This window comes from Halomonas sp. McD50-4 (assembly GCF_022348135.1).
Taxonomy (GTDB): domain Bacteria; phylum Pseudomonadota; class Gammaproteobacteria; order Pseudomonadales; family Halomonadaceae; genus Vreelandella; species Vreelandella piezotolerans.
Genome location: NZ_JAKRFG010000009.1, coordinates 38,984 through 62,299 on the forward strand (window position 1 = coordinate 38,984; position 23,316 = coordinate 62,299).

Annotated in this window: 21 protein-coding genes and 2 tRNA genes; 4 read left to right on the forward strand and 19 right to left on the reverse strand. The window is 59.7% G+C overall.

Annotated features, from left to right (window positions below; genetic code table 11):
• Positions 1-21 precede the first annotated feature (21 nt).
• From MHM85_RS11915 to ampD, 6 genes are all read right to left on the reverse strand, one after another.
• Entirely contained in the window at positions 22-732 is a 711-nt protein-coding gene (locus tag MHM85_RS11915) for a class I SAM-dependent methyltransferase (RefSeq protein WP_139526371.1), read from the reverse strand.
• Complete coding sequence (gene tsaB / locus MHM85_RS11920) at positions 729-1,430, reverse strand: tRNA (adenosine(37)-N6)-threonylcarbamoyltransferase complex dimerization subunit type 1 TsaB (RefSeq protein WP_139526370.1); 702 nt, start codon at positions 1,428-1,430, stop codon at positions 729-731. The genes MHM85_RS11915 and tsaB overlap by 4 nt, the downstream gene beginning before the upstream one ends.
• Before the next feature lie 112 nt (positions 1,431-1,542).
• The gene (gene adk / locus MHM85_RS11925) at positions 1,543-2,196 is read right to left on the reverse strand and encodes an adenylate kinase (protein ID WP_219861735.1); all 654 of its coding nucleotides are present in this window, start codon (positions 2,194-2,196) and stop codon (positions 1,543-1,545) included.
• Between the two features lie 262 nt (positions 2,197-2,458).
• Positions 2,459-4,474 carry a pyruvate dehydrogenase complex dihydrolipoyllysine-residue acetyltransferase gene (gene aceF, locus MHM85_RS11930; RefSeq protein ID WP_219861737.1) on the reverse strand — a complete coding sequence of 672 codons (2,016 nt, stop codon included), beginning with the start codon at positions 4,472-4,474 and terminating at the stop codon, positions 2,459-2,461.
• A gap of 58 nt (positions 4,475-4,532) precedes the next feature.
• Positions 4,533-7,205, reverse strand: coding sequence for a pyruvate dehydrogenase (acetyl-transferring), homodimeric type (aceE, locus tag MHM85_RS11935; RefSeq protein ID WP_219861740.1), 2,673 nt, complete (start codon positions 7,203-7,205; stop codon positions 4,533-4,535).
• A gap of 410 nt (positions 7,206-7,615) precedes the next feature.
• Positions 7,616-8,191, reverse strand: coding sequence for a 1,6-anhydro-N-acetylmuramyl-L-alanine amidase AmpD (gene ampD, locus MHM85_RS11940; protein WP_219861742.1), 576 nt, complete (start codon positions 8,189-8,191; stop codon positions 7,616-7,618).
• 82 nt (positions 8,192-8,273) lie between these two features.
• Here ampD and nadC point away from each other — a divergent pair, with 82 nt between their 5' ends.
• Positions 8,274-9,128, forward strand: coding sequence for a carboxylating nicotinate-nucleotide diphosphorylase (gene nadC / locus MHM85_RS11945; RefSeq protein WP_139526365.1), 855 nt, complete (start codon positions 8,274-8,276; stop codon positions 9,126-9,128).
• A gap of 4 nt (positions 9,129-9,132) precedes the next feature.
• On the opposite strand, the gene MHM85_RS11950 is transcribed toward nadC, so the two are convergent.
• Positions 9,133-9,663, reverse strand: a complete 531-nt coding sequence (locus tag MHM85_RS11950) for a GNAT family N-acetyltransferase (protein WP_139526364.1) — start codon at positions 9,661-9,663, stop codon at positions 9,133-9,135.
• A 139-nt stretch (positions 9,664-9,802) separates the two neighbouring features.
• Between MHM85_RS11950 and tsaA the strand changes: the two genes are divergently transcribed.
• On the forward strand, positions 9,803-10,573 hold the full coding sequence (tsaA, locus tag MHM85_RS11955) for a tRNA (N6-threonylcarbamoyladenosine(37)-N6)-methyltransferase TrmO (RefSeq protein WP_139526363.1): 771 nt from the start codon (positions 9,803-9,805) through the stop codon (positions 10,571-10,573).
• Here tsaA and purC read toward each other — a convergent pair.
• The 3 genes from purC to dapA form a co-directional block, all read right to left on the reverse strand.
• The gene (gene purC / locus MHM85_RS11960; RefSeq protein WP_139526362.1) at positions 10,550-11,266 is read right to left on the reverse strand and encodes a phosphoribosylaminoimidazolesuccinocarboxamide synthase; all 717 of its coding nucleotides are present in this window, start codon (positions 11,264-11,266) and stop codon (positions 10,550-10,552) included. The two genes, tsaA and purC, sit on opposite strands and share 24 nt — an antisense overlap.
• A 32-nt stretch (positions 11,267-11,298) precedes the next feature.
• A complete protein-coding gene (bamC, locus tag MHM85_RS11965; protein ID WP_139526361.1) occupies positions 11,299-12,279 on the reverse strand; it encodes an outer membrane protein assembly factor BamC in 981 nt (326 codons plus the stop codon).
• 81 nt (positions 12,280-12,360) lie between these two features.
• On the reverse strand, positions 12,361-13,245 hold the full coding sequence (dapA, locus tag MHM85_RS11970; RefSeq protein WP_139526360.1) for a 4-hydroxy-tetrahydrodipicolinate synthase: 885 nt from the start codon (positions 13,243-13,245) through the stop codon (positions 12,361-12,363).
• Between the two features lie 247 nt (positions 13,246-13,492).
• On the opposite strand from dapA, the gene MHM85_RS11975 reads away from it, so the two are divergent.
• Positions 13,493-13,966, forward strand: a complete 474-nt coding sequence (locus MHM85_RS11975; protein WP_219861744.1) for a peroxiredoxin — start codon at positions 13,493-13,495, stop codon at positions 13,964-13,966.
• Between the two features lie 40 nt (positions 13,967-14,006).
• Here MHM85_RS11975 and MHM85_RS11980 read toward each other — a convergent pair whose 3' ends face one another.
• On the reverse strand, positions 14,007-15,110 hold the full coding sequence (locus MHM85_RS11980) for an AI-2E family transporter (protein WP_139526358.1): 1,104 nt from the start codon (positions 15,108-15,110) through the stop codon (positions 14,007-14,009).
• On the reverse strand, positions 15,107-15,385 hold the full coding sequence (locus tag MHM85_RS11985; RefSeq protein ID WP_139526357.1) for a sulfurtransferase TusA family protein: 279 nt from the start codon (positions 15,383-15,385) through the stop codon (positions 15,107-15,109). Before MHM85_RS11985 ends, MHM85_RS11980 begins: the two co-directional genes overlap by 4 nt.
• Positions 15,386-15,567: 182 nt before the next feature.
• On the opposite strand from MHM85_RS11985, the gene MHM85_RS11990 reads away from it, so the two are divergent.
• Complete coding sequence (locus tag MHM85_RS11990; RefSeq protein WP_239286126.1) at positions 15,568-17,028, forward strand: M48 family metalloprotease; 1,461 nt, start codon at positions 15,568-15,570, stop codon at positions 17,026-17,028.
• Positions 17,029-17,104: 76 nt separating this feature from the next.
• Here MHM85_RS11990 and nadA read toward each other — a convergent pair whose 3' ends face one another.
• From nadA to MHM85_RS12025, 7 genes are all read right to left on the reverse strand, one after another.
• Positions 17,105-18,133, reverse strand: a complete 1,029-nt coding sequence (gene nadA, locus MHM85_RS11995) for a quinolinate synthase NadA (protein WP_219861749.1) — start codon at positions 18,131-18,133, stop codon at positions 17,105-17,107.
• A gap of 288 nt (positions 18,134-18,421) precedes the next feature.
• A tRNA-Lys gene (locus tag MHM85_RS12000) sits at positions 18,422-18,497 on the reverse strand.
• Between the two features lie 108 nt (positions 18,498-18,605).
• Positions 18,606-18,681, reverse strand: a tRNA-Lys gene (locus MHM85_RS12005).
• Positions 18,682-18,799: 118 nt separating this feature from the next.
• Positions 18,800-19,675, reverse strand: a complete 876-nt coding sequence (gene rluB, locus MHM85_RS12010; RefSeq protein WP_139526354.1) for a 23S rRNA pseudouridine(2605) synthase RluB — start codon at positions 19,673-19,675, stop codon at positions 18,800-18,802.
• Positions 19,662-20,462 carry an SMC-Scp complex subunit ScpB gene (gene scpB, locus MHM85_RS12015; protein WP_139526353.1) on the reverse strand — a complete coding sequence of 267 codons (801 nt, stop codon included), beginning with the start codon at positions 20,460-20,462 and terminating at the stop codon, positions 19,662-19,664. Before scpB ends, rluB begins: the two co-directional genes overlap by 14 nt.
• Positions 20,459-21,424 (reverse strand): ScpA family protein, encoded by a 966-nt coding sequence (locus MHM85_RS12020; RefSeq protein WP_219861751.1) that lies wholly within the window; start codon positions 21,422-21,424, stop codon positions 20,459-20,461. Before MHM85_RS12020 ends, scpB begins: the two co-directional genes overlap by 4 nt.
• A gap of 66 nt (positions 21,425-21,490) precedes the next feature.
• On the reverse strand, positions 21,491-23,299 hold the full coding sequence (locus MHM85_RS12025; protein ID WP_139526351.1) for a DEAD/DEAH box helicase: 1,809 nt from the start codon (positions 23,297-23,299) through the stop codon (positions 21,491-21,493).
• Positions 23,300-23,316 lie beyond the last annotated feature (17 nt).

The window sequence follows — 23,316 nt, forward strand, 5'->3', positions numbered from 1 at the left end:
GCTCCGCTGTGTCATCAACGCTCAGCGACTTAGGGAGCGATGGACATATAGATCGTAGCGGCTCGTTTTGCCTTCCAACGTGTGCTGCGGCGCGGGCCCTGCAATAGGCGGCGCTTTACGGGGGCGTTTCACTACCACCCGGTGGGTCGCCACGTCGAGCGCGGCTTCCAACAAGCGAGGAGCATCGTCGTCGTCTCCGGCCAGCTCGCGAAACACGCGCATCTCTTTTTTCACCAGCGCGGACTTGTCGCGATGGGGGAACATGGGATCCAGGTGGACGACTTGGGGCGTAAACTCGGCGTCCGCCACCAGCCTCGCCAACCGCTCGGCGGCATCGCCATGACGCAAGTACATGCGCGCGGCAATCGCGGCGGTGTCCTCTGCGGCCGCCGCACGCGCTAGGCCGTCGCTGAGCAAGGCGGCGATGGCCGCGACCCGCTCGATCATCAGTACCGGCGCCCCGAGGCTGGCCAGTACGAAGGCGTCGCGACCCAGGCCCGCCGTGGCATCGACCACGCTCGGCGTCACGCCTTTGGCTAGCCCGCAGGCCTTTGCCACCAGCTGTCCACGGCCGCCACCGAACTGACGACGGTGCGCGGCCTTGCCCGAGACGAAGTCGACGCTGAGCGGTTTGCCGTACTCGCGCTCGTCTCCCGCCAGGGCAAGCCGACCCTCCATGTAACCCAGCGTCAGCCCAGGTGGTAGCAAAACCTCCGGTACTGCCTGGCTCATGCCGGTTTCTTCCAAGCCACGTCATTTCGCAGATACACCGGCTGTACCTCATGGGCCGCCTGGCCCAGACCTGCGTCCAAGTCGCGCGCGGCCAGCCACGCCATCTCCTCCGCGCGTGGCTCTAGATCCGTGAGATGTTGCGACAAGCTGGCCTGCACGCCGACGGCAAATTCGTCCCACAGATTAAAGCCCGAGCCCACGCCCACCCAATCGGTTTCACCGGCTGGCAAACGGAATGCACCGGGCGGGATGACGACCTCGTCACTCTGTAAGCTTAGGGTATCGTTCAGGCAGTGCCAGGTAGCGGCATACACTTCGCCCATGCGCGCATCCAGCGCGGTGACCACATGGCGAAAGTGATAACGCCGATGCGCCTGAAGCGCGAGCGCTTCCAGGGTCGACACGCCGAGCAATGGGCAGTCCAAGCCAAACGCCAATCCTTGCGCGGCACCGGCCGCAATGCGCAGGCCGGTGAACGAGCCGGGACCGCGCCCAAAGGCGACGGCATTCAAGGCTTGTGGGGCAATGCCCGCATCGGCAAGCAGCTCATCCACCATTGGCATCAAGCGCTTGGTGTGCGCGCGTGGCGTCATCTCGAAGCGTGCCAGGCAGTCACGTTGGCCGCCTGTTTGGCGGAGTAGTGCCGCAGAGCAGGCGCTGGAGGAGGCATCCAGTGCCAGAAGGTATAACGACGACATAGCGGTATTGCACTCCGTAAAAATAGGCCTCTAGTATACCGCCGCACGCCTGAAACGACGATGGCCCGCAGGAAACCTGCGGGCCATCGAGGCACGTAACACTGAGGCGCGCTTAGCTGAGCGCTTCTTTCACCTGACGAGTGATGTCTGCCACACTGCCTACGCCTTCGACGCGGTGATACTGCGGTGCAGTCGCCGGATCCTCTTTCGCCCACTGCTGGTAGTAGTCCACCAGCGGAGCGGTTTGGTCGTGGTAGACCGACAGGCGATTACGCACCGTGGACTCCTGATCGTCTTCACGCTGGATCAGCGTTTCGCCGGTTACGTCGTCTTTACCCGCTTCTTTGGGCGGATTGTGCTCGATGTGATACACACGACCAGAGGCCGGATGCACGCGGCGACCCGCCAAGCGACTGACGATCTCTTCGTCAGGCACGGCGATTTCCAGCACGTGGTCCAGTTTGACGCCGCCCTCTTTCATGGCGTCTGCTTGGGGGATGGTCCGCGGGAAGCCGTCGAACAAGAACCCATTCTCGCAGTCCGGCTGGCTGATGCGCTCCTTGACCAGGTCGATGATGATGTCGTCCGACACCAGTCCCCCGCTGTTCATAATCTCTTTGACCTTCAGGCCCAGCTCGGTGCCGTCTTTGATGGCGGTGCGCAGCATATCCCCGGTGGAAATTTGGGGAATCTTGAACTGCTCACAGATGAATTGAGCTTGAGTCCCCTTCCCCGCGCCGGGGGCACCCAACAGGATTAAACGCATGGCACTGCTCCTTGAATGATCGTCTTGAATGATAGTGATCGTTGAAATCAATGAATCGACAATAACCGTGCCGTTCAGGCGACACAACTCCCCAAAAGCCTGAGAGCACGATTATTTTGTGTTTTTTTGAGTAAAAACAGCAAAGTGGCCAGCGTTAGTACTTTGGTCACCCTGTTTTAATCAAACTATCGTTTAAGTGACCTAGCTATAAACACAAGCGGCGCCCCTCAGGGCGCCGCTTGTGGCTTGCTCGGTCGACCGCTTACAGCAGTAAGCGACGGATATCGGTGAGCACGTCCGCCAGGAAGGCGGTGAAGCGCGCTGCATCTGCCCCGTTGATCGCGCGGTGATCGTAGGAGAGCGATAGCGGCATCATTAAGCGCGGTTGGAAGGCGTTGCCATCCCAAACCGGCTTCATCTGCGCTTTCGACACACCCAAGATCGCGACCTCGGGGGCGTTGACGATCGGTGTGAAGGCCGTGCCGCCAATCGAGCCCAGGCTCGAAATGGTGAAGCAGCCACCGGTCATCTCTTCCCGCTTGAGCTTCTTGCTCTGCGCTTTCTTGCCTAGCTCCGCCATCTCCTTGGCAATCTCGATCAAGGATTTCTTATCGGCGTCGCGCAGCACGGGCACCATCAGGCCGTCCGGCGTATCCACCGCGATGCCGATATGGACGTACTTCTTCCACACCAGCGTATCGCCGTCGCCTTTCAAGCTGACGTTGAACTGCGGGAACTTACGCAGTGCAAAGGCACACGCCTTGACCAGGAAGGGCAGCGGCGTGAGCTTGGCCCCCTGGGCTTCGGCCTCGGCCTTCATGGCCTTGCGGAAGTCCTCGAGCTCGGTGATGTCGGCTTCGTCGAACTGGGTCACGTGGGGCACGTTGAGCCAGCTACGATGCAGGTTCGTCGCGCCCATCTTGAGCAGGCGACCCATCGGCTTCTCTTCCACTTCACCAAACTGGCTGAAGTCGACGTCCGGCACGGCGGGAATGCCTGCTCCACCGCTGGCCGCAGGAGCGGCGGCCTGGGCTTTACCCTGATTGGCCATCGCCTGTTTGACGTAGGCCTGCACGTCCTCTTTCAGCACGCGGTCTTTCGGGCCGCTGGGCTTCACGAGGCCCAGATCGACGCCTAGCTCACGGGCCAGCATACGCACGGCGGGGCCTGCATGCACCAGCTTGCCGTCGCGAGGCTTGTGAGACGCCATTTGCGCTTCGGGACTGGGGGAACCCGCCGGAGACGCCTGCTTGGCGCTGGGCGCGCTCTGCGGCTTGCTGTCCGACTTTTCAGGAGCCGCTTTTTTGGGTGCGGCTTTCTTGGCACCCGCGACTTCCATATAGCCGATCACGTCACCTTCAGAAACCGTATCACCCTCTTTGACGGTGAGCTCCAGAATCTTGCCCTTGAAGGGGCTCGGCACGTCCATGGAGGCTTTATCGGACTCCAGGGTGATCAGCGGATCTTCGACGTCGACCTCGTCACCGGCGGCAACGCCAATCTCGATGATCGGCACGTCGGAAGAGCCCGACAGATCCGGCACGCGAATCTCTTTGCGTTCGGGCTCGCCGCTGCCGCTATCGTCGTCAGCCGCGTCGTCTTCGGCGTCGGCAGATTGGTTAGCGGAGGCAGACTCGTCAGCCTGCTCAGGCGCGTCCGCGTCGTCGGTATCGTCACCTTCGCCCGCGATCTCCATCTGGCCAATCACGTCACCTTCGGAAACGGTATCGCCCTCTTTCACCGTTAGCGACACGATCTTACCGCTGTGCGGGCTAGGCACGTCCATGGAGGCCTTGTCAGACTCCAGGGTGATCAGCGGGTCTTCGGCGTTGACGTCATCGCCTTCGCTCACGGCGACTTCGATGATTTCGACGTTATCGGAGCCGCCAAGGTCAGGCACCTTGATGTCGACGGTCTGCTTGCCACCGCTGGCTTTCTTCGGCGCCGGAGCGGCGTCTTCTTGCTGTTTGGCGGGCGCTTCGTCTGACGACGACGCTTCGTCGGCTTCCGCTTCTGGCTCGGCATCGCTCTCACCGCCACCTTCCACTTCCAGCTCGACGATATCGTCGCCTTCCGAGACTTTATCGCCCTCTTTGACCAACACTTTGATCACCTTGCCGCCTTTAGGGGCCGGTACGTCCATGCTGGCTTTGTCGGATTCCAGAGTGATCAGGGTGTCTTCCGCTTCGATGACGTCGCCTTCTGACACCGCAATCTCGATGATTTCGACATCGGTATCCCCACCGATGTCGGGAACTTTGATGATTTCGCTACTCAAGGTCGCGCTCCTTCCAAATCGGATCGAGCCGGCGGACATCTGTCCGCCGGGCAGCGGTTTAGCTGGTCAGCGGGTTCGGCTTGTTGGCATCGATGCCATACTTCTTCAGCGCTTCGCCAACCTGCTTGCGATCAAGCTCACCACGGTCGGCCAGCGCACGCAGCGCAGCAACGGTGACGAAGTAGCGGTCTACTTCGAAGAAGTAGCGCAGCTTCTCGCGGGTATCGGAACGACCAAAGCCGTCGGTACCCAACACGGTGTAATCACCGGGCACCCAAGCACGTACTTGATCCGCGTAGAGCTTCATGTAGTCGGTAGACGCAATCACCGGACCATCACGACCTTCCAGGCACCGGGTAACGTGGGGCTTGTTGGCCTCGGCATCCGGGTTGAGGAACGCTTCACGCTCCAGCAGCAGCGCTTCACGACGCAATTCGTTGAAGCTGGTCACGCTCCAGATGTCGGCACCGATGCCCCAGTCGTTGGCCAGCAGTTCGGCGGCGGCTTCCACTTCGCGCAAAATGGTGCCCGAGCCCATCAGCTGAACGCGACCTTTGTCACCCTTCGTCTCTTTGAGCAGGTACATGCCCTTGACGATATCGTCGGCCGGTACGTCCTCGAGTTCGGGGTGCTCGTAGTTCTCGTTCATCACGGTCAGGTAGTAGAAGCAGTTCTCTTGATCGGTGAACATGCGCTTCAAACCATCCTGAACGATGACCGCAACCTCGTGACCGTAGGTCGGGTCGTAGCTGCGGCAGTTAGGGATGGTGGACGCCTGAATCAGGCTGTGGCCATCCTGGTGCTGCAGGCCTTCACCGTTGAGCGTGGTACGCCCGGCGGTACCGCCGACCATGAAGCCACGCGCCTGCAAGTCGCCTGCGGCCCAGGCCAAGTCGCCGATACGCTGGAAGCCGAACATCGAGTAGTAGATGTAGAACGGCAGCAGCGTGACGTTGTTGTTGCTGTAGGAGGTCGCAGCGGCAATCCACGCCGACATCGCGCCTGCTTCGGAAATACCCTCTTCGAGAACCTGACCTTTCTGGTCCTCGCGGTAGTACATGATCTGGCCCTTATCGACCGGCTCGTACTTCTGACCTTCAGAGGTGTAGATACCGAGCTGGCGGAACATACCTTCCATACCGAAGGTACGCGCTTCGTCCGGAATGATCGGCACGACCTGTTTGCCCAGTTTCTTGTCTTTCACCAGACCGTTCAGAATACGCACGAACGCCATGGTGGTAGACACTTCGCGCCCTTTGGAGCCGCCCATTTGCGAGGCAAAGGTCTTGTCTTCCAGGGTCGGAATTTCCAGCGGCTCGAACGTGCTGCGGCGGCTCGGCAGGTAGCCGTTGAGACGCTCGCGCTGCAGATGCATGTACTTCAGCTCGGGAGAGTCCTCCTCCGGCTTGTAGTACGGCACGTCCTTGAGCTGCTCGTCGGTGAGCGGAATACCGAAACGGTCGCGGAATTTCTTCAGCGCTTCGTACTCCATGCTCTTGACCTGGTGCGCTTCGTTGGCCGCTTCGCCATCGCCGCTGCCCATGCCGTACCCTTTGATGGTGTGCGCCAGGATGACGGTGGGCTTGCCATTGGAGGTATTGACCGCTTCGTGATAGGCCGCGTAGACCTTGAACGGGTCGTGACCGCCACGGTTGAGCTTCCAGATATCTTCGTCGGAGAGGTCTTTGACCATTTCTTCGGTTTCCGGGTACTTACCGAAGAAGTGCTCACGGGTGTAAGCACCGCCGTTCGCCTTGTAGTTCTGGTACTCGCCGTCGACCGCCTCGTCCATGCGTTTTTGAAGGATGCCTTTCTTATCCTTCTCGAACAGCGGATCCCAGTGACGCCCCCAAACGACCTTGATCACGTTCCAACCGGCACCGCGGAAGACGCCTTCGAACTCGTCCATGACGCGGGAGTTACCGCGTACCGGGCCGTCCAAGCGCTGCAGGTTACAGTTGATGACGAAGATCAGGTTATCGAGGTTCTCACGGCCCGCCAACGAGATCGCGCCCAGGGATTCCGGCTCGTCACACTCGCCGTCGCCCATGAAGCACCAGATCTTGCGGTCGTGCATGTCTTTTAGCTCACGGTGATGCAGATACTTCATCACGTGGGCTTGATAGATGGCCTGAATCGGGCCTAGACCCATGGACACCGTGGGGAACTGCCAGTAATCCGGCATTAGCCACGGGTGCGGGTAAGAAGAGAGGCCGTCGCCGTCGACTTCGCGACGGAACTTGTCCATTTGCTCTTCGGTCAGGCGACCTTCCAGGAACGAACGCGCGTAGATACCCGGCGCTACGTGACCCTGAATGTAAATCAAATCGCCTTCGAAATCGCCTTTAGGGGCACGGAAGAAGTGGTTGAACCCCACATCATATAGCGTGGCAGACGACATGAAGCTTGCAATGTGACCACCCAAGCCCGGGTTGGCCCGGTTGTTACGAATGACCTGTGCAATGGCGTTGTAACGGATCAAAGAGCGAATACGGCGCTCCATGAACAGATCGCCAGGCATGGGCGCTTCGCGGTGAACCGGAATCGTATTACGGTGGGGGGTTGTCACCGAGAAGGGCACCTTCATCCCGTCCCGGCGCAGGCGATCCGCCAGGCGGGTCATCAGGTAGCGGGCACGATCTTCGCCCTCACGATCCAGTACCGATTCCAGGGATTCCAGCCACTCCGTGGTTTCGACCGGATCGAGATCTTCTCTTGTCTCCAGACTCATAGAGGTCTCTCCGAATGACGATAAATGACAATGAGCCCCGCCAACCCTTCGGGCCTGGGGCGGCTGCGGTGTTGGGCCACCACAGGCCATACATTGGCACGACGCGTTTGCATCGTACGGGGGTTTTCGTTCTACATTCAACGAGCTACGCTCGCCTTGATGTAGTAAAGCTACACGTATAGAGTGAAAGTTAGCCTTTTGTATATGCGAAGATACCGCAAAGTCGCCACGCTGCCAATTCCAGTGAAACGTAAAAGGCTATCCAAAACAAACTATTGCACTGCAACATAAGCGCTTTATAAGACCTTTGTCGCTACGACTAAAACCCACAAAATGTAATTAAACTACCGTTTTATTACCTGTCTCAAGAATCACTTAACATGGCTTTTTAACCAACGGGCTTACTCTAATTAAAAGGCAGCAAGTGTCAGCTGTTGGCGAAAATACGCCCAGTCGAAAGCGGGCCCTGGGTCGGTCTTACGCAGCGGCGCCACCTTGGCGTGACTGGTGATACGCTGTGGCGTCACATTGGGGTAGCGGGCCATCAGCCACCCCACCGCTTCCACCAGCGCTGTATACTGCGCCCGGGTAAACGGGGTGACGTCATCGCCTTCGAGCTCGATGCCCACCGAGAAATCATTGAGCCTGGATCGCCATTCGCTCAGCGCTGGGTCCCACCACAACGAGCGTCCTGCGTGCCAGGCGCGACGGTCGGTATCGACGAACTGGACGCACGCGCCGTCGCGGCGAATCAAAAGATGTGCCGACACCCGCAAATGGGCGATCTCGGCAAAAAAAGGGTGCTCGCCTGGATGGAGCCGATTGGTGAACAGCGCCTCGATGGCATCGCCTGAAAACTGCCCAGGCGGCAGGCTAATGGCGTGCAAAAGCAGCAGCGAGACCTCGTTTTGAGGGCGTGCGTCCTGGTTAGGCGATGGCAGCTGCCGCGCCTTGGCCCACTCCCCCGGCCGGTTTTCTTGGTTCATGCGCGCACGCACTCCTCTACGTTGGCGTTCCCTTTCACTATAATGCCCGTCATCGAAGACGACGCCCAGAGACCTCACCGCTATGGATTATCAAACTGCTCTTGCTGAAGAGATTCGCGCTTGTGCCGCCCGCCTGCTAGCAGAAGACGTAGGAGCGGGCGATATCACGGCTCAGCTGATTCCTGAGAACCAGTGGGCCACCGCCAAGGTGGTGACCCGGGAGCCCGCCGTGCTCTGCGGTGTTGCCTGGGTCGACGAGATTTTTCGCCGATTGGATGCCCGCGTCACGCTGCGTTGGCAAGCCGCCGACGGTGACCGTTTGGCGGCCGACGAGTGCTTTCTCGAATTAGAAGGTCCGGCGCGTAGCTTGCTCACTGGCGAACGCGCCGCGCTCAACGTGCTGCAAACGCTGTCGGCGACCGCGAGTGCGACGCGACGCTATGTCGACTTGCTCGAAGGCACCGGCGTACGCTTGTTGGATACTCGGAAAACCCTTCCCGGCCTGCGACTGGCTCAAAAATACGCGGTCACCTGTGGAGGCGGCCACAATCACCGCATCGGCCTATGGGACGCTTTCTTGATCAAGGAGAACCACATTGCCGCCTGCGGTGGCATTCAGGCGGCCGTAGCGCAAGCCCGCAAAGTGGCCAGCGACCTGCCCGTAGAGGTAGAAGTCGAAACCTTTGAGGAGCTCGACCAAGCGCTAGCGGCCGGGGCGGATATCGTCATGCTGGACAACTTCGCCATCGAGGATCTCCACGTGGCCGTCGAAATCAACGGCGGGCGAGCTACCCTAGAGGCCTCTGGCAACGTAAAGGATGCCACGCTAAGGGCGATTGCCGACACAGGGGTCGACTGCATCTCCAGCGGCGCACTGACGAAAGACGTCACCTCCATCGACCTGTCGATGCGGATCACCCAAACCTTCAACGTTTAGCGCGCTACGTTTCTATTGCGCTGAGCCGCTTCACTAATCGGTAACGACGCAGCATTTCACCACTGCGTTCCACCCACTGCTCGCCGAGGTTGTCGAAGCCTCGACGCAGCAGGCGCTCATAGAGGACCAGGCTCGCCTCGATCTCTATGCTAGACACGCCGTTCTCAAGCAGAATGCGCTCGGCGTGGATCAGTAGCGTGGTACCGATCCCTCGCCCCGCCAGCGATGGCCAGACGTAGAGCGTTTCGATACGACCTGCGCTAATGTTGAGTTCCAGGAAACCAACACAACGGCCATCGCAAGCCGCCACCAGCGTGGTATAGAGCGCTTGGCGCGCCGCCCAAGCGCTCGCCTCGCGAGGTAGCGCGTTGGCCCAGGCGCGGCGCTCATCCAACCCGTAGTGAGTGGCCGCCCCCTGCATGACCGCATGATAGAAGACTTCCGCCTGGTCAGCGGCATCTTTGGCTAGCGCCGCGCGGTAGGTCACACGGGCCGTCGGCGCAGCAGAGGGTGCGCGTTCGTTCGTTTTCAACATGCTTCGCCTCAATGCGATTTAGCGGCTGTTAACGATAGCGGACTGTCGGTCACCAGCGAGCTATTTTATACTCGTTGCCACGTTACGAAAGTACCACCTCGTCGACCCCGTCGGTGTCGGTCAACCACAAGGCAGTGCTATGCATGATCGCTCGGACAGCGCGTCGTTTACACTGACGCCCATTGGCCATATCGTCAGCGACTATCCGGATAAGTTCGGCGTCCCCCGCCAGCCTGGGCTCGCGCCAGCGGCCAACGCGCGTTTGCTACTGACTGCACCGTTCGATGATCCTCTCACCGTACGAGGCTTGGAAGCGTTTAGCCACCTGTGGGTGACGTTTATCTTTCATCACAGCCCGACCCGCTGGACGCCCTTGGTGCGCCCACCCAGGCTGGGCGGCAACCGCAAAGTCGGCGTCTTTGCTAGCCGCAGCACTCACCGTCCCAATCGACTTGGGCTGTCATTGATCGAGCTGTCGCACATCGACACTCGGCAAGGCGTGAGCCTGCACCTCGCCGGGTGTGACTTGATTAGCGGTACGCCCGTGGTCGATATCAAGCCCTATCTGCCGTGGGCCGAAGCCAAGCCTGAAGCACGGGGCGGGTTTGCTCCCCATGCACCGACACTGCTGCCCGTGCACTTTAGCCAGGCCGCCCAAGCAAGCCTTGCCGCTCGTGCCGATGGGGCGTCACTCCATGCGCTGATAGAGCAAGTATTGGGCCAAGACCCCCGCCCTGCCTACCAGAAAGACCTCCAGAGCGAGCGCATATACGGCGTACGGCTGCGGGATGTGGACGTCAAATTTCAGGCGACTAATGCCGCCTCTGGAAACGACGCCACCACCTTCAAGGTGGTGGCAATTGATCCGCTGACTGACGAAACGGTCCTAGGCGGGAAAGGTAATGCCTAGACGACGACCCACCTCTTCGTAGGCCTCGATCACACCACCTAAGCCCTGACGGAAGCGGTCTTTATCCAGCTTCTCGCGGGTGTTGGCATCCCACAGGCGGCAACCGTCCGGTGAGAACTCATCGCCCAGTACCACCTCGCCGTTGAATACGCCGAACTCCAATTTGTAATCCACCAGCAGCATGTCGCCTTCGGCAAATAGCTGCTTGAGAATGTGGTTCACTTTGAACGTCAATGCCTTCATTTTGGCAAGCTGCTCGGGCGTTGCCCAGCCAAACGTTTCCGCCAGCGACTCGTTGATCATCGGATCGCCCTTCTCGTCGTTCTTCAAGAACAACTCGAAAGTCGGCGGATTAAGGGCGATCCCCTCTTCCACTCCCAAACGCTTCACCAAACCGCCCGCTGCAATGTTGCGCACCACGCACTCGACCGGAATCATCTGCATTCTCTTGACCAAGCTCTCGTTATCGGAAAGCTGTTTCTCGAAATGCGTGGGGATACCCCCCTCTTCCAAGCGCTCCATGATGAAGGCGTTGAAGATGTTGTTCACCATCCCCTTGCGGGCGAGCGCCTCTTTCTTCTTTCCATCGAAAGCGCTGGTGTCATCACGAAAGTGCAGTACCAGAAGGTCAGGATCGTCAGTGGTGTAGACGGATTTTGCCTTGCCGGCATAGAGTTCTTGGCGCTTTTCCATGGAGGCTCCGTGAGAAAGTGAGAATCAAAAGGTTAACGTAAGTAGCCGGAGACACGCTCAAGCAACTCGCGCTGATCATCAGCACTAAAATTACGCTCGCTGGCGTTGATGGCACGCAGCACGGTTTGGTCGCCGTTGGGCTCGAGCGCCAAACGAATCTGCTGGGACATCCGGCGTACGTCTGGGCTAAAGACGATCTGCAACGGGTTACGTCCACGCTCGGTTTCGGTCATGTACTCCACCAAGAACTCGTAGTCATCAGCGGAGGTCGCGAGCAGGTCGCGCTGACCCTCTTGGGTGAAATCGAGCGACAAATAGTGGTTCAGCTCGGCCCATACACGGTCAATGGGCTGCGGAATGACGACTTCCCACTCCTCACCTTGCTGACGTAGCTGAAGCGTTTGCTCATTGGCCAAACGCTGGGCAGTCCACGAAGAGGAGCTGGCAGTGGCACTGCGTGCGCCCAAATACTGTTCTAGGGCAGCAAGACAGCTCTCGACGCTTTGGCCGTTCTGGTCGCAGCGTACTTCGCTGCTACCGGCACGCAGAGCGCTTTGCAGCCTTAGCGTCGCTTGTGGGGTTACGATGACGCCTTGATTGGCACTGCTGTCTTGAACGGGAAGCTGGCGGCTGCGCACGAAGGCTTCCAGCTGTGGCCACACGCTGCCAGGGTCTGCCGCCACGACCAGCCAGCTTTGATCGCCGACTTGGCGACGCTCGACGTAGTCGGGCTCCAATCCGCTGCCAATGGCCAGTGACTGCGGCGGCTGAATCTCGGCCGGCTCATCGAGCCGCGTGCCCTGCATGGCCACCTGGGGGACCGGCATTGCGTCGCGGTAACGCTGGGTGTCGCGGGTGTCAGGCAGCACGAGAGGCGGCGCAGGAGCCGCTTCGGTGTAGTCCAAGTTGCGGTCGTGGTAGTAACCATCGCGCGCGCAACCTGCCAGTGTGACAGCGGCTGCGAGTGCCAGCGGTATCCATTTAAGCGCACGTTGTTCAAGCACAGAGCTCATCAAGCCACCTTAACAGTCAACAGATCGGTTACCCGGCAGGCACTGCCTTCACCGGGTAGCAAAAGGGTTTCGAGCGCCGGACTACTCCTCTACGACGCCCGCCAGCTGTAGCGCTTCGCTGACCGTGCCGTGGTACTTCTCCGACAGCCAGGTCAGCGGCAGGCGAATACCGGCGTCCATATAGCCCATGCGGTGCAACGCCCACTTGACGGGAATGGGGTTGGATTCGATGCCCAGATTGGTATGTAGCGGCATCAAGCGCGTATTGATTTGGTGCGCCTTGTCAGCGTCACCGGCCACAGCGGCCACGCAAAGATCGTGCATCGCTTTTGGGGCCACGTTCGCGGTGACGGAGATGTCACCGTGGCCGCCCATCAGCATGAAATCGCAGGCCGTAGCGTCGTCACCGGAGTAGAGCATGAAGTCGCTGCCTTTCAGGCGTGAGATTAGATCCTCAGCACGCTCAAGGTTCCCGGTCGCGTCTTTCAGGCCGATAATGTTGTTCACCTCGGCCAAGCGCACCACGGTCTCGTTATAAAGGTCGGAGCAGGTGCGGCCCGGTACGTTATACAAAATCACCGGCAGCTTGCTGCCTTCTGCCACCGCCTTGAAGTGTTGATACAAGCCTTCCTGGGTAGGCTTGTTGTAGTAAGGGCAGACCGACAGGCAGTAATCCGCACCCACTTCACTGGCGTAACGCGCCAATTCGACGGCTTCCGAGGTCGCGTTCGCCCCGGTACCGGCAATCACCGGAATGCGGCCGTTCACCTCTTCCACTACGCTGCGGATCACATCGAAGTGTTCGGCAAATGACATGGTGGTGGGCTCACCCGTGGTGCCCGCAGCGACGATGGCATCGGTACCATTGTCGAGGTGGAAGTTCACCAGACGACGAAGCGCCTCCCAGTCGATGTCGCCATTGACCTTCATCGGCGTCGCCAGGGCGACAATGCTGCCTGTGATCATCCGTATTTTCCTCACCTGCAAAAAGTTGAAATCAAGCTGCCACGTGGGATGCAATAACGTACATTGCGACAAGACGCAGCGTTGATGCCTTGAAGGAGCGCCGTCACCCCCGCCCACAAACAGCAAATGGTACTCAGGCGATTCGAGCCTGTACAGCGTAAAGCGCTGTGAGTTTATCGAACGCTTTGACAGTTGCGCGGCGCTTGCGTGTAATTCTCTATGAAAGTCACCCTTGAAAGGAGCCTTTATGACCATTGAACTTGGCCAGCCCGTCCCCGACTTTTCCGCCCCCGCCACCGGCGACACCACCATTACGCTGTCCGAACTACGCGGTAAGCAAGTGGTGGTGTATTTTTATCCGAAAGCCAGCACGCCAGGCTGCACCACCGAAGGCGGCGACTTTCGCGACCGCAAAGCCGCCTTCGATGCGGCCAACACCGTGATCATTGGCGTGTCACGCGACGGACTGCGTTCCCAGGAGAATTTCAAAGCCAAACAGGATTTCAATTTCGAGCTGATATCAGATAAAGACGAAACCGTTTGTCGGCTATTCGATGTCATCAAACTCAAGAAGATGTACGGCAAAGAGCACTTGGGCATCGAGCGCAGCACCTTCTTGATCGACCAGGATGGCAAACTGGCCCAGGAGTGGCGCGGCGTCAAAGTGCCCGGCCATGCAGAGGACGTGCTGAACACAGCGCAGGCGCTTCACAACCAGTAATCACGGCGCTCAACGCGGTGCCCCTCGGGGGGCACCGCGCTTAGGGCGACTCCTGCTCCAACTGAGGTGGCTGCACTGCCTGTCGGCTTTCGAGCCCCCGTGGCCAGGCGTATACCAACGCCTTGAGCAGCGTGGCCAGCGGGATAGCGAAGAACACCCCCCAAAACCCCCAAATACCGCCAAAGAACAGTACGGCGACGATAATCGAGACCGGGTGAATGTTGTTGGTCTCCGAGAACAGCACAGGGGCCAGCACGTTACCATCCAGCGCCTGCAATATCCCGTAAGCCACCAGCACGTACACGAACTGCTCGCTAATGCCAAAATGAAACCCGGCCACCGCTGCCACGGGGAGCGTGGCCACCGCCGCACCAATGTAAGGCACCAGGACGGAAAAACCGACCAGCACCGCCAGCAGCGCCGTGTAGGGCAGCCCGAAAAAGGCGAAGGTGATGTACGCCACCGTACCGACGATGACGATTTCGATGGATTTTCCGCGAATATAATTAGCGATCTGACGATCCATTTCGTGCCAAATGCGGGTCAACAGCGTCCGCTTTTGCGGCAGCAGCGAGAGCGTAAAACCCACCAGCGCCTCACGATCTTTCAACATGAAAAAGACCAAAATGGGGACTAACACCAAATAAATGATCAGTGACATGATGTTGCCCAGCGACGTCAATGAAAGCGTTAGGGCACGCTGGCCAAGCTGACTGATCTCCCGCCCGGCCACGCCGATCCAGCTCTGTATCTGATCGGGCGTTACGATATTGGGAAAGCGCTCCTGCAACTGATCCAGCCAACCTTGACCACTAGCAAACATCCGCGGTGTCTCTTGGACGAGTCCCACCAGCTGATTCCAAATCAGCGGCATCAAAATGAAGGCAAGCGCCAGCAGGACGCTAACGAACGCCACAAACACCAAAATGACGGCCAGCAAATGCGGCACTCGCCGCCTCGTCAGGGCGCTGACCACGCCTTGCAGCAGAAACGCCAACACCAGAGCGGTGAAAAAAGGCGCGAGCATACGCCCGAACCAGATGATCGCGGCAAAACCGCCCACCAAAACGAGCAGCAGAATCAACGCCTCTTCGTCTGAAAAATAGCGCTCGACCCAGCTTTTCAGAATGCTGCGCATGGTCATGAGCGAGCGTTCCCTGCTTTACGAATCCAAAACACATACACATCGCCGCGCTGCGTCCGCGCTTCCATGACATGCTCGCTTAGCTCGGTAAAGGCCGCCATATCGCGCCAAGACCCGGCATCGGTGGCGCTTACTTCCAGCAGCTGACCGGGAGCCAAGCCAGCCAGTGCCTGCTTGGCTTTCAGTAGCGGTAGCGGGCAGTGCAATCCAGTGGCGTCCAATAATTGGTCAGGCTGAACCCCTTCGGCCAACCCAGACGCTATTTGCTCAGACATACTTCTCCCCAAAGGCAGCTTTTATGGTGCTCGATCGTTCGATGGCTACATAAGCGTCGCATTGTTGCATAAACTGTTTTTTTGCGATGCCCATCGTGACGATGATTTAACGGCACTTCCTGGCCCGAATCAATGTCACACCGCTGTTCGCCGCGCCCACTACTTGAACGAATGGGGACGTCATGCTGCTTTTTAGACCCACCAACGCCCGCTGGGCCTGTGCGCTAGCACTGTCGTTTGGCACCCTGTGCGCGAGCTTGCCCAGCCACGGGTATGATGACTATCGGCTGCCCACGCTAGGGGGTGCATCGGCCTCCGCGAGCAACGAAGAGTTTCGTTTAGGTCGCGCGTGGCTACGCCAGTTTCGCGCTCAGGCACCGCAATGGCAGGACCCCATCGTCAGTGATTACCTGGAAAGCCTAGTCGCACGCTTGGCCCCCTACAGTCAGTTGGGCAGCCTGCAAACCACCACGGTGATGGTCGATAACCGATCGCTCAATGCCTTTGCCGTTCCCGGCGGAGTCGTCGGCATCAACTCTGGCCTGTTTGCCTTCGCCGAGGATGAAGGGTCGTTCGTTTCGGTGATTGCCCATGAGCTTGGCCACCTTTCCCAACGACACTACGCCCGCGGTAGCGCCCGCGCGGAGCAAACCCAACTGCCCGCCATGGCGGCCATGCTCGCTGGGATGCTGATTGCCGCCAGCGGCGGCGGCGATGCGGGCATTGCCACCGCCATGGGATCTCAAGCGGCGCTGATTCAAGACCAGCTTGCCTACTCAAGGCGCTTCGAGCAGGAGGCCGACCGTATCGGCCTGCAGGCCATGGCCGACGCCGGTTACGATCCAGAGGCCATGGTGCGCATGTTCGATACCATGCAGCGGCTGTCACGCCTTCAAGGTGGTACACCGCCTGAGTTCTTGCTGACTCACCCGGTCTCGGACAGCCGCCTGAGCGACGCCCAAGCGCGAGCCTCTCAACTTAGCGTCGCCAGTCGTTACACCAGCGATACGCTGTACGACATGATGCGCGCACGAGCGCTGCTGAGCATTTATCGCAACCCCCCCCAGCAGGCGGCCTCGCGGCTGGCACAAGAAGGTGCCGAGGCGCCTGCACTACGCTACATCGACGCGCTGATCGCAGCGCAAAACGGCCAAACCGACCGCGCGCTGCAAACCCTCGACCAGCTAGCCAACGAACTGCCTGATTACGGCATGCTGCCCGCCACGGCGGCGCAGGTAGCCCTGGAAGCACAGCGCTACGACGACGCCATCGAGCGCAGCCAGCGGCTGCTGCGGCTGATGCCCCACTATCTGCCTGCTCAACTCACCCTGGCGGAAGCGCAGTTACAGCGTGATCCTAACGCCGCCTACGATTTGCTCCGGGGGATTACTACGCAGCACCCGGAGAATCCGCAGGGCTTCAACCTGCTTGCGGAGGCTGCTGGGCGCAGCGGCTTTAACGGTTGGGGGCACTTGGCGCGCGCCGAACACCTCCAGCTCACCGGTCGCATAGACCGCGCCATCCGCCAGCTGGGTATTGCCAAGGACGCTGCCCAGCAGGAGAACGACGCCCAAGCGCTCGCGCGCATCGAGCAGCGCCGAGAAGCGTTTCTTGAGTACCGGGAGGCGCTGGAGAAGTTTTAATACCTATCAAGACATGCCAAACGCCCGAGCATAGCGTTCGGGCGTTTGGCTGACGATAGGGAGGTCGTGCGGTGGCTTAAGCGTTGAAATTCAGCATACGCTCGAGGGGCTTTAGCGCCTGCTGACGTAGCGCGTCGTCGACGAAAATTTCGCCGCTGCCTTCACGCAGTGCGCTCGCCAAATTATCCAGCGCGTTCATCGCCATCCACGGACAGTGGGCACAGCTGCGGCAGGTTGCACCGTTTCCAGCAGTGGGCGCTTCAAAGAGCGTTTTACCAGGCACCGCCTGCTGCATTTTGAAGAAAATGCCGCGATCGGTCGCCACGATCAGTTGCTCGTTGGGCAGGGTTTTCGCCGCCTTGATCAGTTGCGAGGTGGAACCCGCCACATCGGCCAGCTTGACGACGGCCTCCGGCGATTCCGGATGCACGAGCACGGCGGCGTCGGGGTAGAGGCGCTTCAGATCCTCGATACCTTTCGCCTTGAACTCCTCGTGCACGATGCAGGCACCGTCCCACATCAGCATGTCGGCACCGGTTTTCTTCTGAATGTAGCTTCCCAGGTGCTTGTCCGGCGCCCAGAGAATCTTTTCGCCCTTTGCCTGCAAATGCTCGATGACGTCGACGGCAATCGACGAGGTCACGACCCAATCGGCACGCGCCTTCACCGCCGCCGAGGTGTTGGCATACACCACCACCGTGCGGTCAGGATGAGCATCGCAAAACGCGCTGAAATCTTCGATGGGGCAACCGACATCCAGGGAACATGTCGCTTCCAGCGTCGGCATCAGCACCCGTTTTTCGGGGGAGAGGATCTTGGCCGTCTCGCCCATGAAGCGCACCCCGGCGACCACCAGCGTGGTGGCATCGTGACGAGCGCCAAAGCGGGCCATTTCAAGGGAATCAGCTACGCAGCCACCGGTCTCTTCGGCCAACTGCTGAATGGCGTCGTCGGTATAGTAATGCGCCACGAGCACGGCGTTGTTCGCCTTGAGTAACTGCTTGATCTCAGCGACTCGCGCTTCGTCTTCCGCTGGAATTCGGGTAGGGCAGTACGGGCTTGGCAGCGGCGCGTCTAGCGCCGCTTGAGAGGTCATCATAGTCATCGTGTCTACCACTGTGACGAACAGGGAATCCCCCTGTTAAACACCAGTCACGGCGTATGCACTCCGCATGCGCCGCACTCAGGGCAGCGGCCGCTGCGTCTCTCGCGGTGGCACGCTGCCAACCTGACTGCTGAGAGTCAGGACAATAACGTCGTTGTTATGACATTCGTTGTTAAGACATTGTGGTGGACAACCCTTCGTTGCTGCAAGCACAACGTCACTTCGCCATGCACCACGATGTGCATAGCAAAACGCCCCTGGCAGCAAGCTACCAAGGGCGTCGTAATTTGGTGGGTCGTGTAGGATTCGAACCTACGACCAATTGATTAAAAGTCAACTGCTCTACCAACTGAGCTAACGACCCAAATTTGCTGCGTCAGGACTATCGCCAGTATCCATGAAGGACGCATCGACTGGCATTAAAAACAACGCATTAAATCGAAGACGGTTTGATGCAATTGTTTGGTTCGTATGGTGGGTCGTGTAGGATTCGAACCTACGACCAATTGATTAAAAGTCAACTGCTCTACCAACTGAGCTAACGACCCGTCCGAACGGATGCATATAGTACGGATATGGCTTTTGAATAGCAAGCCCTTTTTTATCTTTCGTCTATATTCCGCTCCCTGCGGCGTTGTAAGCGCCAACGCCGCAGAGCTCACTTACTTAGCCGCGCTTGGGCTTTGGCTTACGCATCGCCTGCACCGGACGGCGCTTGTGCTTGTCGCGGCTCCAGCGATTCTTCTCATCTGGCGTCAGCTCAGGCACTTTACGGGTTTCCAAGTTGGCAAGCGTCGCCAAGTCGTCCACCTCGTCTTGAGAGAGTTCGACCCACTCACCGGCTTTCGCCCGCTTGTCGAGGAAGATGTTGCCGTAGCGAACGCGCTTCAAGCGGCTAACGGTGAGTCCCTGGGACTCCCACAAACGGCGCACCTCGCGATTACGCCCTTCCAAGATCACCACGTGGAACCAAGTATTGATGCCTTCCCCACCGAACTCCTGCACGTCGGTGAAGCGCGCCGGGCCATCTTCCAGCATGACGCCGTCGACCATGGCGACGATATGCTCACGCTTGACGTCGCCCATGACCCGCACGGCGTACTCACGCTCCACCTGAGTAGACGGGTGCATCAAGCGGTTGGCCAATTCACCGTCGGTGGTGAACAGCAACAAGCCGCTGGTGTTGATGTCCAAGCGGCCAATCGCAATCCAGCGCTCGCCTTTCAGGCGCGGTAGGCGCTCAAAGACCGTGCGGCGGCCTTCCGGGTCTTTACGAGTGCACAGCTCACCTTCCGGTTTGTTGTACATGATCACCCGGCGCGGCACGTCCTCTTCCGGGCGCAGCGTCACAGGGCGATCATCGAAACTGACCTTGTCCCGGGCCTCCACCCGGTCACCCAGTTTGGCGACCTGGCTATTCACCTTCACCCGGCCGTCGGCAATGGCGGTTTCCATTTCACGGCGGGAGCCAAGGCCCGCACGGGCGAGGACTTTCTGCAGCTTTTCGCTGGTGGGGGGCGTGGTGTTGTTACTCTGACTCATGGTCGTCTGACCTCACATCGTTGGTCTGCGTGCTAGCGTCTTCGTGTTGACGCTTTGCACGTGCCGCTAGCCGTGCCTCTAAATCGGCAAAACTAAGCGGCTGGGTTAACGCCGTCTCGGCGTGGTGATCGGCACTCGCTGCCGACGTGTTCTCATCTTGCTGGGGTGGCGCATCCTGCACGCTTTCCGTCGTTTCGTCCAGTGGTGGGGGCGGGTTTTGTTCACCCGACGCCTCTTCGACGGCGCGCTCTTCGTGATCGTCGCCGTTGACCAGCGTATGCATGGGCGGCAGCGCATCCAGGGTTTTCAAACCGAAGTCATCCAGAAAACTGCGCGTGGTGGCATAGACTGCGGGGCGACCCGGCACGTCCCGGTGGCCTACCACACGTATCCAGCCGCGCTCCATCAATGTACGAATGATCGAGCTGCTGACGCTCACGCCCCGCACGTCTTCGATATCGCCACGAGTCACCGGCTGGCGGTAAGCGATCAGCGCAAGGGTTTCCAGCAACGCTCGCGAATAGCGCTGGGGCCGCTCGTCCCACAGCCGCGAGACCCAGTGAGCCAAGCGTGGACGAATACGTAGCTGAAAGCCCGAGGCAGTCTCGACCAGTTCCAGCGCGCCATTCTCGTGGCGCAGCGCCAGCCGCGACAGCGCTTCCCTCAGCGCTTTTCGGGTGGGGCACTCCTCTTCTAAAAAGAGCGTTTCCAGGCGCTCGACCGGCAGCGGCTCCCCCGCCGCTAGCAGCGCCGCTTCAATGATGTCATCTAACGTGGTGTCTCTCACCGCGACTCCTCGTCAGGTTCAAACGCAGACTCTTCGAATGTCGAGGCGGCATCGCCCTGCTCCTCTTCCAAACGCTCGAATGCACCCTCTTCCTCATCGGCCAGCGCCGCTTGGCGGGCGCGCACGTGAATGGGCGACAGCGGTGCGTTTTGAACGATCTCGATCATGGCCTCTTTGGCGAGCTCCAGAAGCGCCATGAAGGTGACGACCACCCCGGCCCGCCCCTCATCTAAAGTAAATAGCGCCTCGAAAGGCGTATAACGACCGCTCTCTCCATCCTGGCTGAGCTGCTCCATGATTTTCAGCATTCGCTCGCGGGTGGAGAGCACTTCCCGGCTGATCTGGTGGGCCTGAGCCAGCTCGGCGCGTTTGAGAATATCGGACAGCGCCTCTAGCAGCTCGTCCAGCTCGACATCGGGATGGATTACCCGCGTTTCCAGCGGCGGCAACCCCGCCTGCACGCTGAACCAGTCTCGGCCGACGCGTGGCAGGGTATCCAGTGCTTCGGCGGCCTCTTTTAGACGCTCGTACTCCTGTAAGCGGCGAATCAACTCGGCACGGGGGTCCTCCTCTTCCTCGCCCTCCGCTTTAGGCGGGCGCGGTAGCAGCGTCCGGGATTTGATCTCCGCCAGCATGGCTGCCATCAGCAGGTACTCTCCCGCCAGCTCGATCTCCATGGCTTTCATCAACTCCACGTACTCGATGTACTGATGGGTGATGGTCGCCACGTTGATGGTCAGAATATCCAGGTTCTGGCGCCGGATTAAATAGAGCAGCAGGTCCAGCGGCCCTTCAAAGGCTTCCAGAAAGACCCGCAGCGCCTCAGGAGGAATATAGAGATCCTCCGGCAACTGCGTAATGGGCTCATCAAACAGGCGCCCAAGCGCCTCCACCACCGGCTCGGCAGTAGCTTCCGCCACGTCTTGGTCTTGCTCTGGCGCTGCGCTGGGCGTCTCGCTCACGCGGGTCGAATCCTTGATTGATGAGTTGAAAAAAGACAGTGTAACAGCGCGCTGTTAGCACGGCATCTAGCCCGCATCGGCGGCTTTACGATAGCGCCCTTGATAGTCGAACAGCTTGTCGCGGATTTGAAAGTGACGACCCACCTTTCGCCCCACCACGAAATCCGGGTGGCGCAATCGGCGCTGCTCGTTGACGACCTCATCAGGCGTCGTCGGTTGCCATTGGCCGCCCGGCGCCCGTAGGTGGGCACGTAAAAAAACGGCATAAAACGCGCGGCGCTGGGCCGGAGTTTCCAAGGCAAACCATTCACTCAGGCTGTCGCCATCTTCATCGTGGTAGGTGGCTTTCAGGCGCGGCAGGCCACGGCCATTGGTGGTCGCTTCCAACTGCATGCCGCTGACGCGCAGTACTTTGGCATCTTTTAGCTTCAGCGCATCCTTAAGCTTGTCATCGGCATCCACCAGCAGCTTCTCGCAGCCATGGCAGCGGCGGGCAGCGATATCGTTCTCGGCGCCGCACGTATCGCAGACCTTGAAGCGAAAGCGGAACGTACACTGGCAGCGCCGACCTGCGTCATCCTCCATCAGCCCCTGACAGCGGCGACCAAAGTGCTCGATCACCAGCTCGCCGTCGCGCTTTCCCCAAAACAGGTTCGCGTGACCACACTCCGGGCAGGGCACCTGCACCGGTTCGCTGTCGCCATCCGGCTTGGGTTCGCCTACTTCCGGGGCGTAGAGATCCCACGGGTTGCCCGCATAGTCGAGAATCAGGCACTCCTCTTTGCCTGGCGAGAGGCGCAACCCGCGACCCACGATCTGCTGATACAGGCTGACCGACTCGGTGGGCCGCAATATCGCAATCAGATCGACGTGGGGAGCATCGAAGCCGGTGGTCAGTACCGCCACGTTGACCAAATACTTCAACTGGCGCGCCTTGAAGGCCTCGATCAGCGAGGTGCGCTCGGTCGAGGCCGTGGCGCCGGTAATCAGCGCGGCCTGATCGGCGGGCAGATAGCCCATGATCTCTTCGGCATGGGCGACCGTGGCGGCGAAAATCATCACCCCCTGACGGTCGGCGGCGTACGCCACCACCTGGGCAATGATGCCCGGCGTGGCGCGGTGGCCCGCCACCACGCGGTTGAGCTCCTCCTCCCGAAACAGGCCGCTGGTCGAGGGCGCAAGCGCCGAGAAGTCGTACCCCTCAATGGCCATGTCCAGCCGCTTGGGCGCGGCCAAAAAGCCCTGCTTGACCATCAGCCGCAGCGGCTGCTCGAACACACAGTCGGCAAAAAAGCTCTCTTCCGAACCGCGCACCATGCCGTGGTGATGGCGATGGTAGATAAATCCTTGGCCTAGGCGAAACGGCGTCGCGGTTAGCCCTAAAATCTTCAGCTGTGGGTTTTGGCTCTGAAGATGTTCAATCACCTGCCGATAGCTGGAGTCCTCCTCCAGCGACACACGGTGGCACTCGTCGATCACCAGTAGCGTGAAGCTGGCGTCGTTGAACTGCCCCAGGTTGCGCACCACCGACTGCACCGAGCCAAACACCACTTGGCGGTTTGCCTCTTTGCGCTTTAACCCGGCACTGAAGATATCCGCTTTCAGTCCGTAGGCCTGATATTTCCCGTGGTTCTGCTCCACGAGCTCGCGCACATGAGCCAACACCAGTACCCGCCCACGGGCGAGCCTTGCCAGCTCGGCGATGACCAGTGACTTGCCGCTACCCGTGGGTAGTACCACCACGGCGGGGGCGCTGGTAGCGCGAAAGTGGGCGACCACCCGCTTCACCGCCTCTTTTTGATAGGGGCGCAGCGAAGGCGCTGCCGCGTTAGCCAAGAAAGGCGGCCCGGAGGCCGCCTTTTCAGAATGTGTCATCCATCACCTGTCGGGTT

Coding starts and splice junctions, on each gene's coding strand:
- MHM85_RS11915 (WP_139526371.1), bottom strand. CDS start 732: ATGAGCCAGGCAGTACCGGAGGTTTTGCTACCACCTGGGCTGACGCTG.
- tsaB (WP_139526370.1), bottom strand. CDS start 1,430: ATGTCGTCGTTATACCTTCTGGCACTGGATGCCTCCTCCAGCGCCTGC.
- adk (WP_219861735.1), bottom strand. CDS start 2,196: ATGCGTTTAATCCTGTTGGGTGCCCCCGGCGCGGGGAAGGGGACTCAA.
- aceE (WP_219861740.1), bottom strand. CDS start 7,205: ATGAGTCTGGAGACAAGAGAAGATCTCGATCCGGTCGAAACCACGGAG.
- ampD (WP_219861742.1), bottom strand. CDS start 8,191: ATGAACCAAGAAAACCGGCCGGGGGAGTGGGCCAAGGCGCGGCAGCTG.
- nadC (WP_139526365.1), top strand. CDS start 8,274: ATGGATTATCAAACTGCTCTTGCTGAAGAGATTCGCGCTTGTGCCGCC.
- MHM85_RS11950 (WP_139526364.1), bottom strand. CDS start 9,663: ATGTTGAAAACGAACGAACGCGCACCCTCTGCTGCGCCGACGGCCCGT.
- tsaA (WP_139526363.1), top strand. CDS start 9,803: ATGCATGATCGCTCGGACAGCGCGTCGTTTACACTGACGCCCATTGGC.
- purC (WP_139526362.1), bottom strand. CDS start 11,266: ATGGAAAAGCGCCAAGAACTCTATGCCGGCAAGGCAAAATCCGTCTAC.
- bamC (WP_139526361.1), bottom strand. CDS start 12,279: ATGAGCTCTGTGCTTGAACAACGTGCGCTTAAATGGATACCGCTGGCA.
- dapA (WP_139526360.1), bottom strand. CDS start 13,245: ATGATCACAGGCAGCATTGTCGCCCTGGCGACGCCGATGAAGGTCAAT.
- MHM85_RS11975 (WP_219861744.1), top strand. CDS start 13,493: ATGACCATTGAACTTGGCCAGCCCGTCCCCGACTTTTCCGCCCCCGCC.
- MHM85_RS11980 (WP_139526358.1), bottom strand. CDS start 15,110: ATGACCATGCGCAGCATTCTGAAAAGCTGGGTCGAGCGCTATTTTTCA.
- MHM85_RS11985 (WP_139526357.1), bottom strand. CDS start 15,385: ATGTCTGAGCAAATAGCGTCTGGGTTGGCCGAAGGGGTTCAGCCTGAC.
- MHM85_RS11990 (WP_239286126.1), top strand. CDS start 15,568: ATGCTGCTTTTTAGACCCACCAACGCCCGCTGGGCCTGTGCGCTAGCA.
- nadA (WP_219861749.1), bottom strand. CDS start 18,133: ATGACTATGATGACCTCTCAAGCGGCGCTAGACGCGCCGCTGCCAAGC.
- rluB (WP_139526354.1), bottom strand. CDS start 19,675: ATGAGTCAGAGTAACAACACCACGCCCCCCACCAGCGAAAAGCTGCAG.
- MHM85_RS12025 (WP_139526351.1), bottom strand. CDS start 23,299: ATGACACATTCTGAAAAGGCGGCCTCCGGGCCGCCTTTCTTGGCTAAC.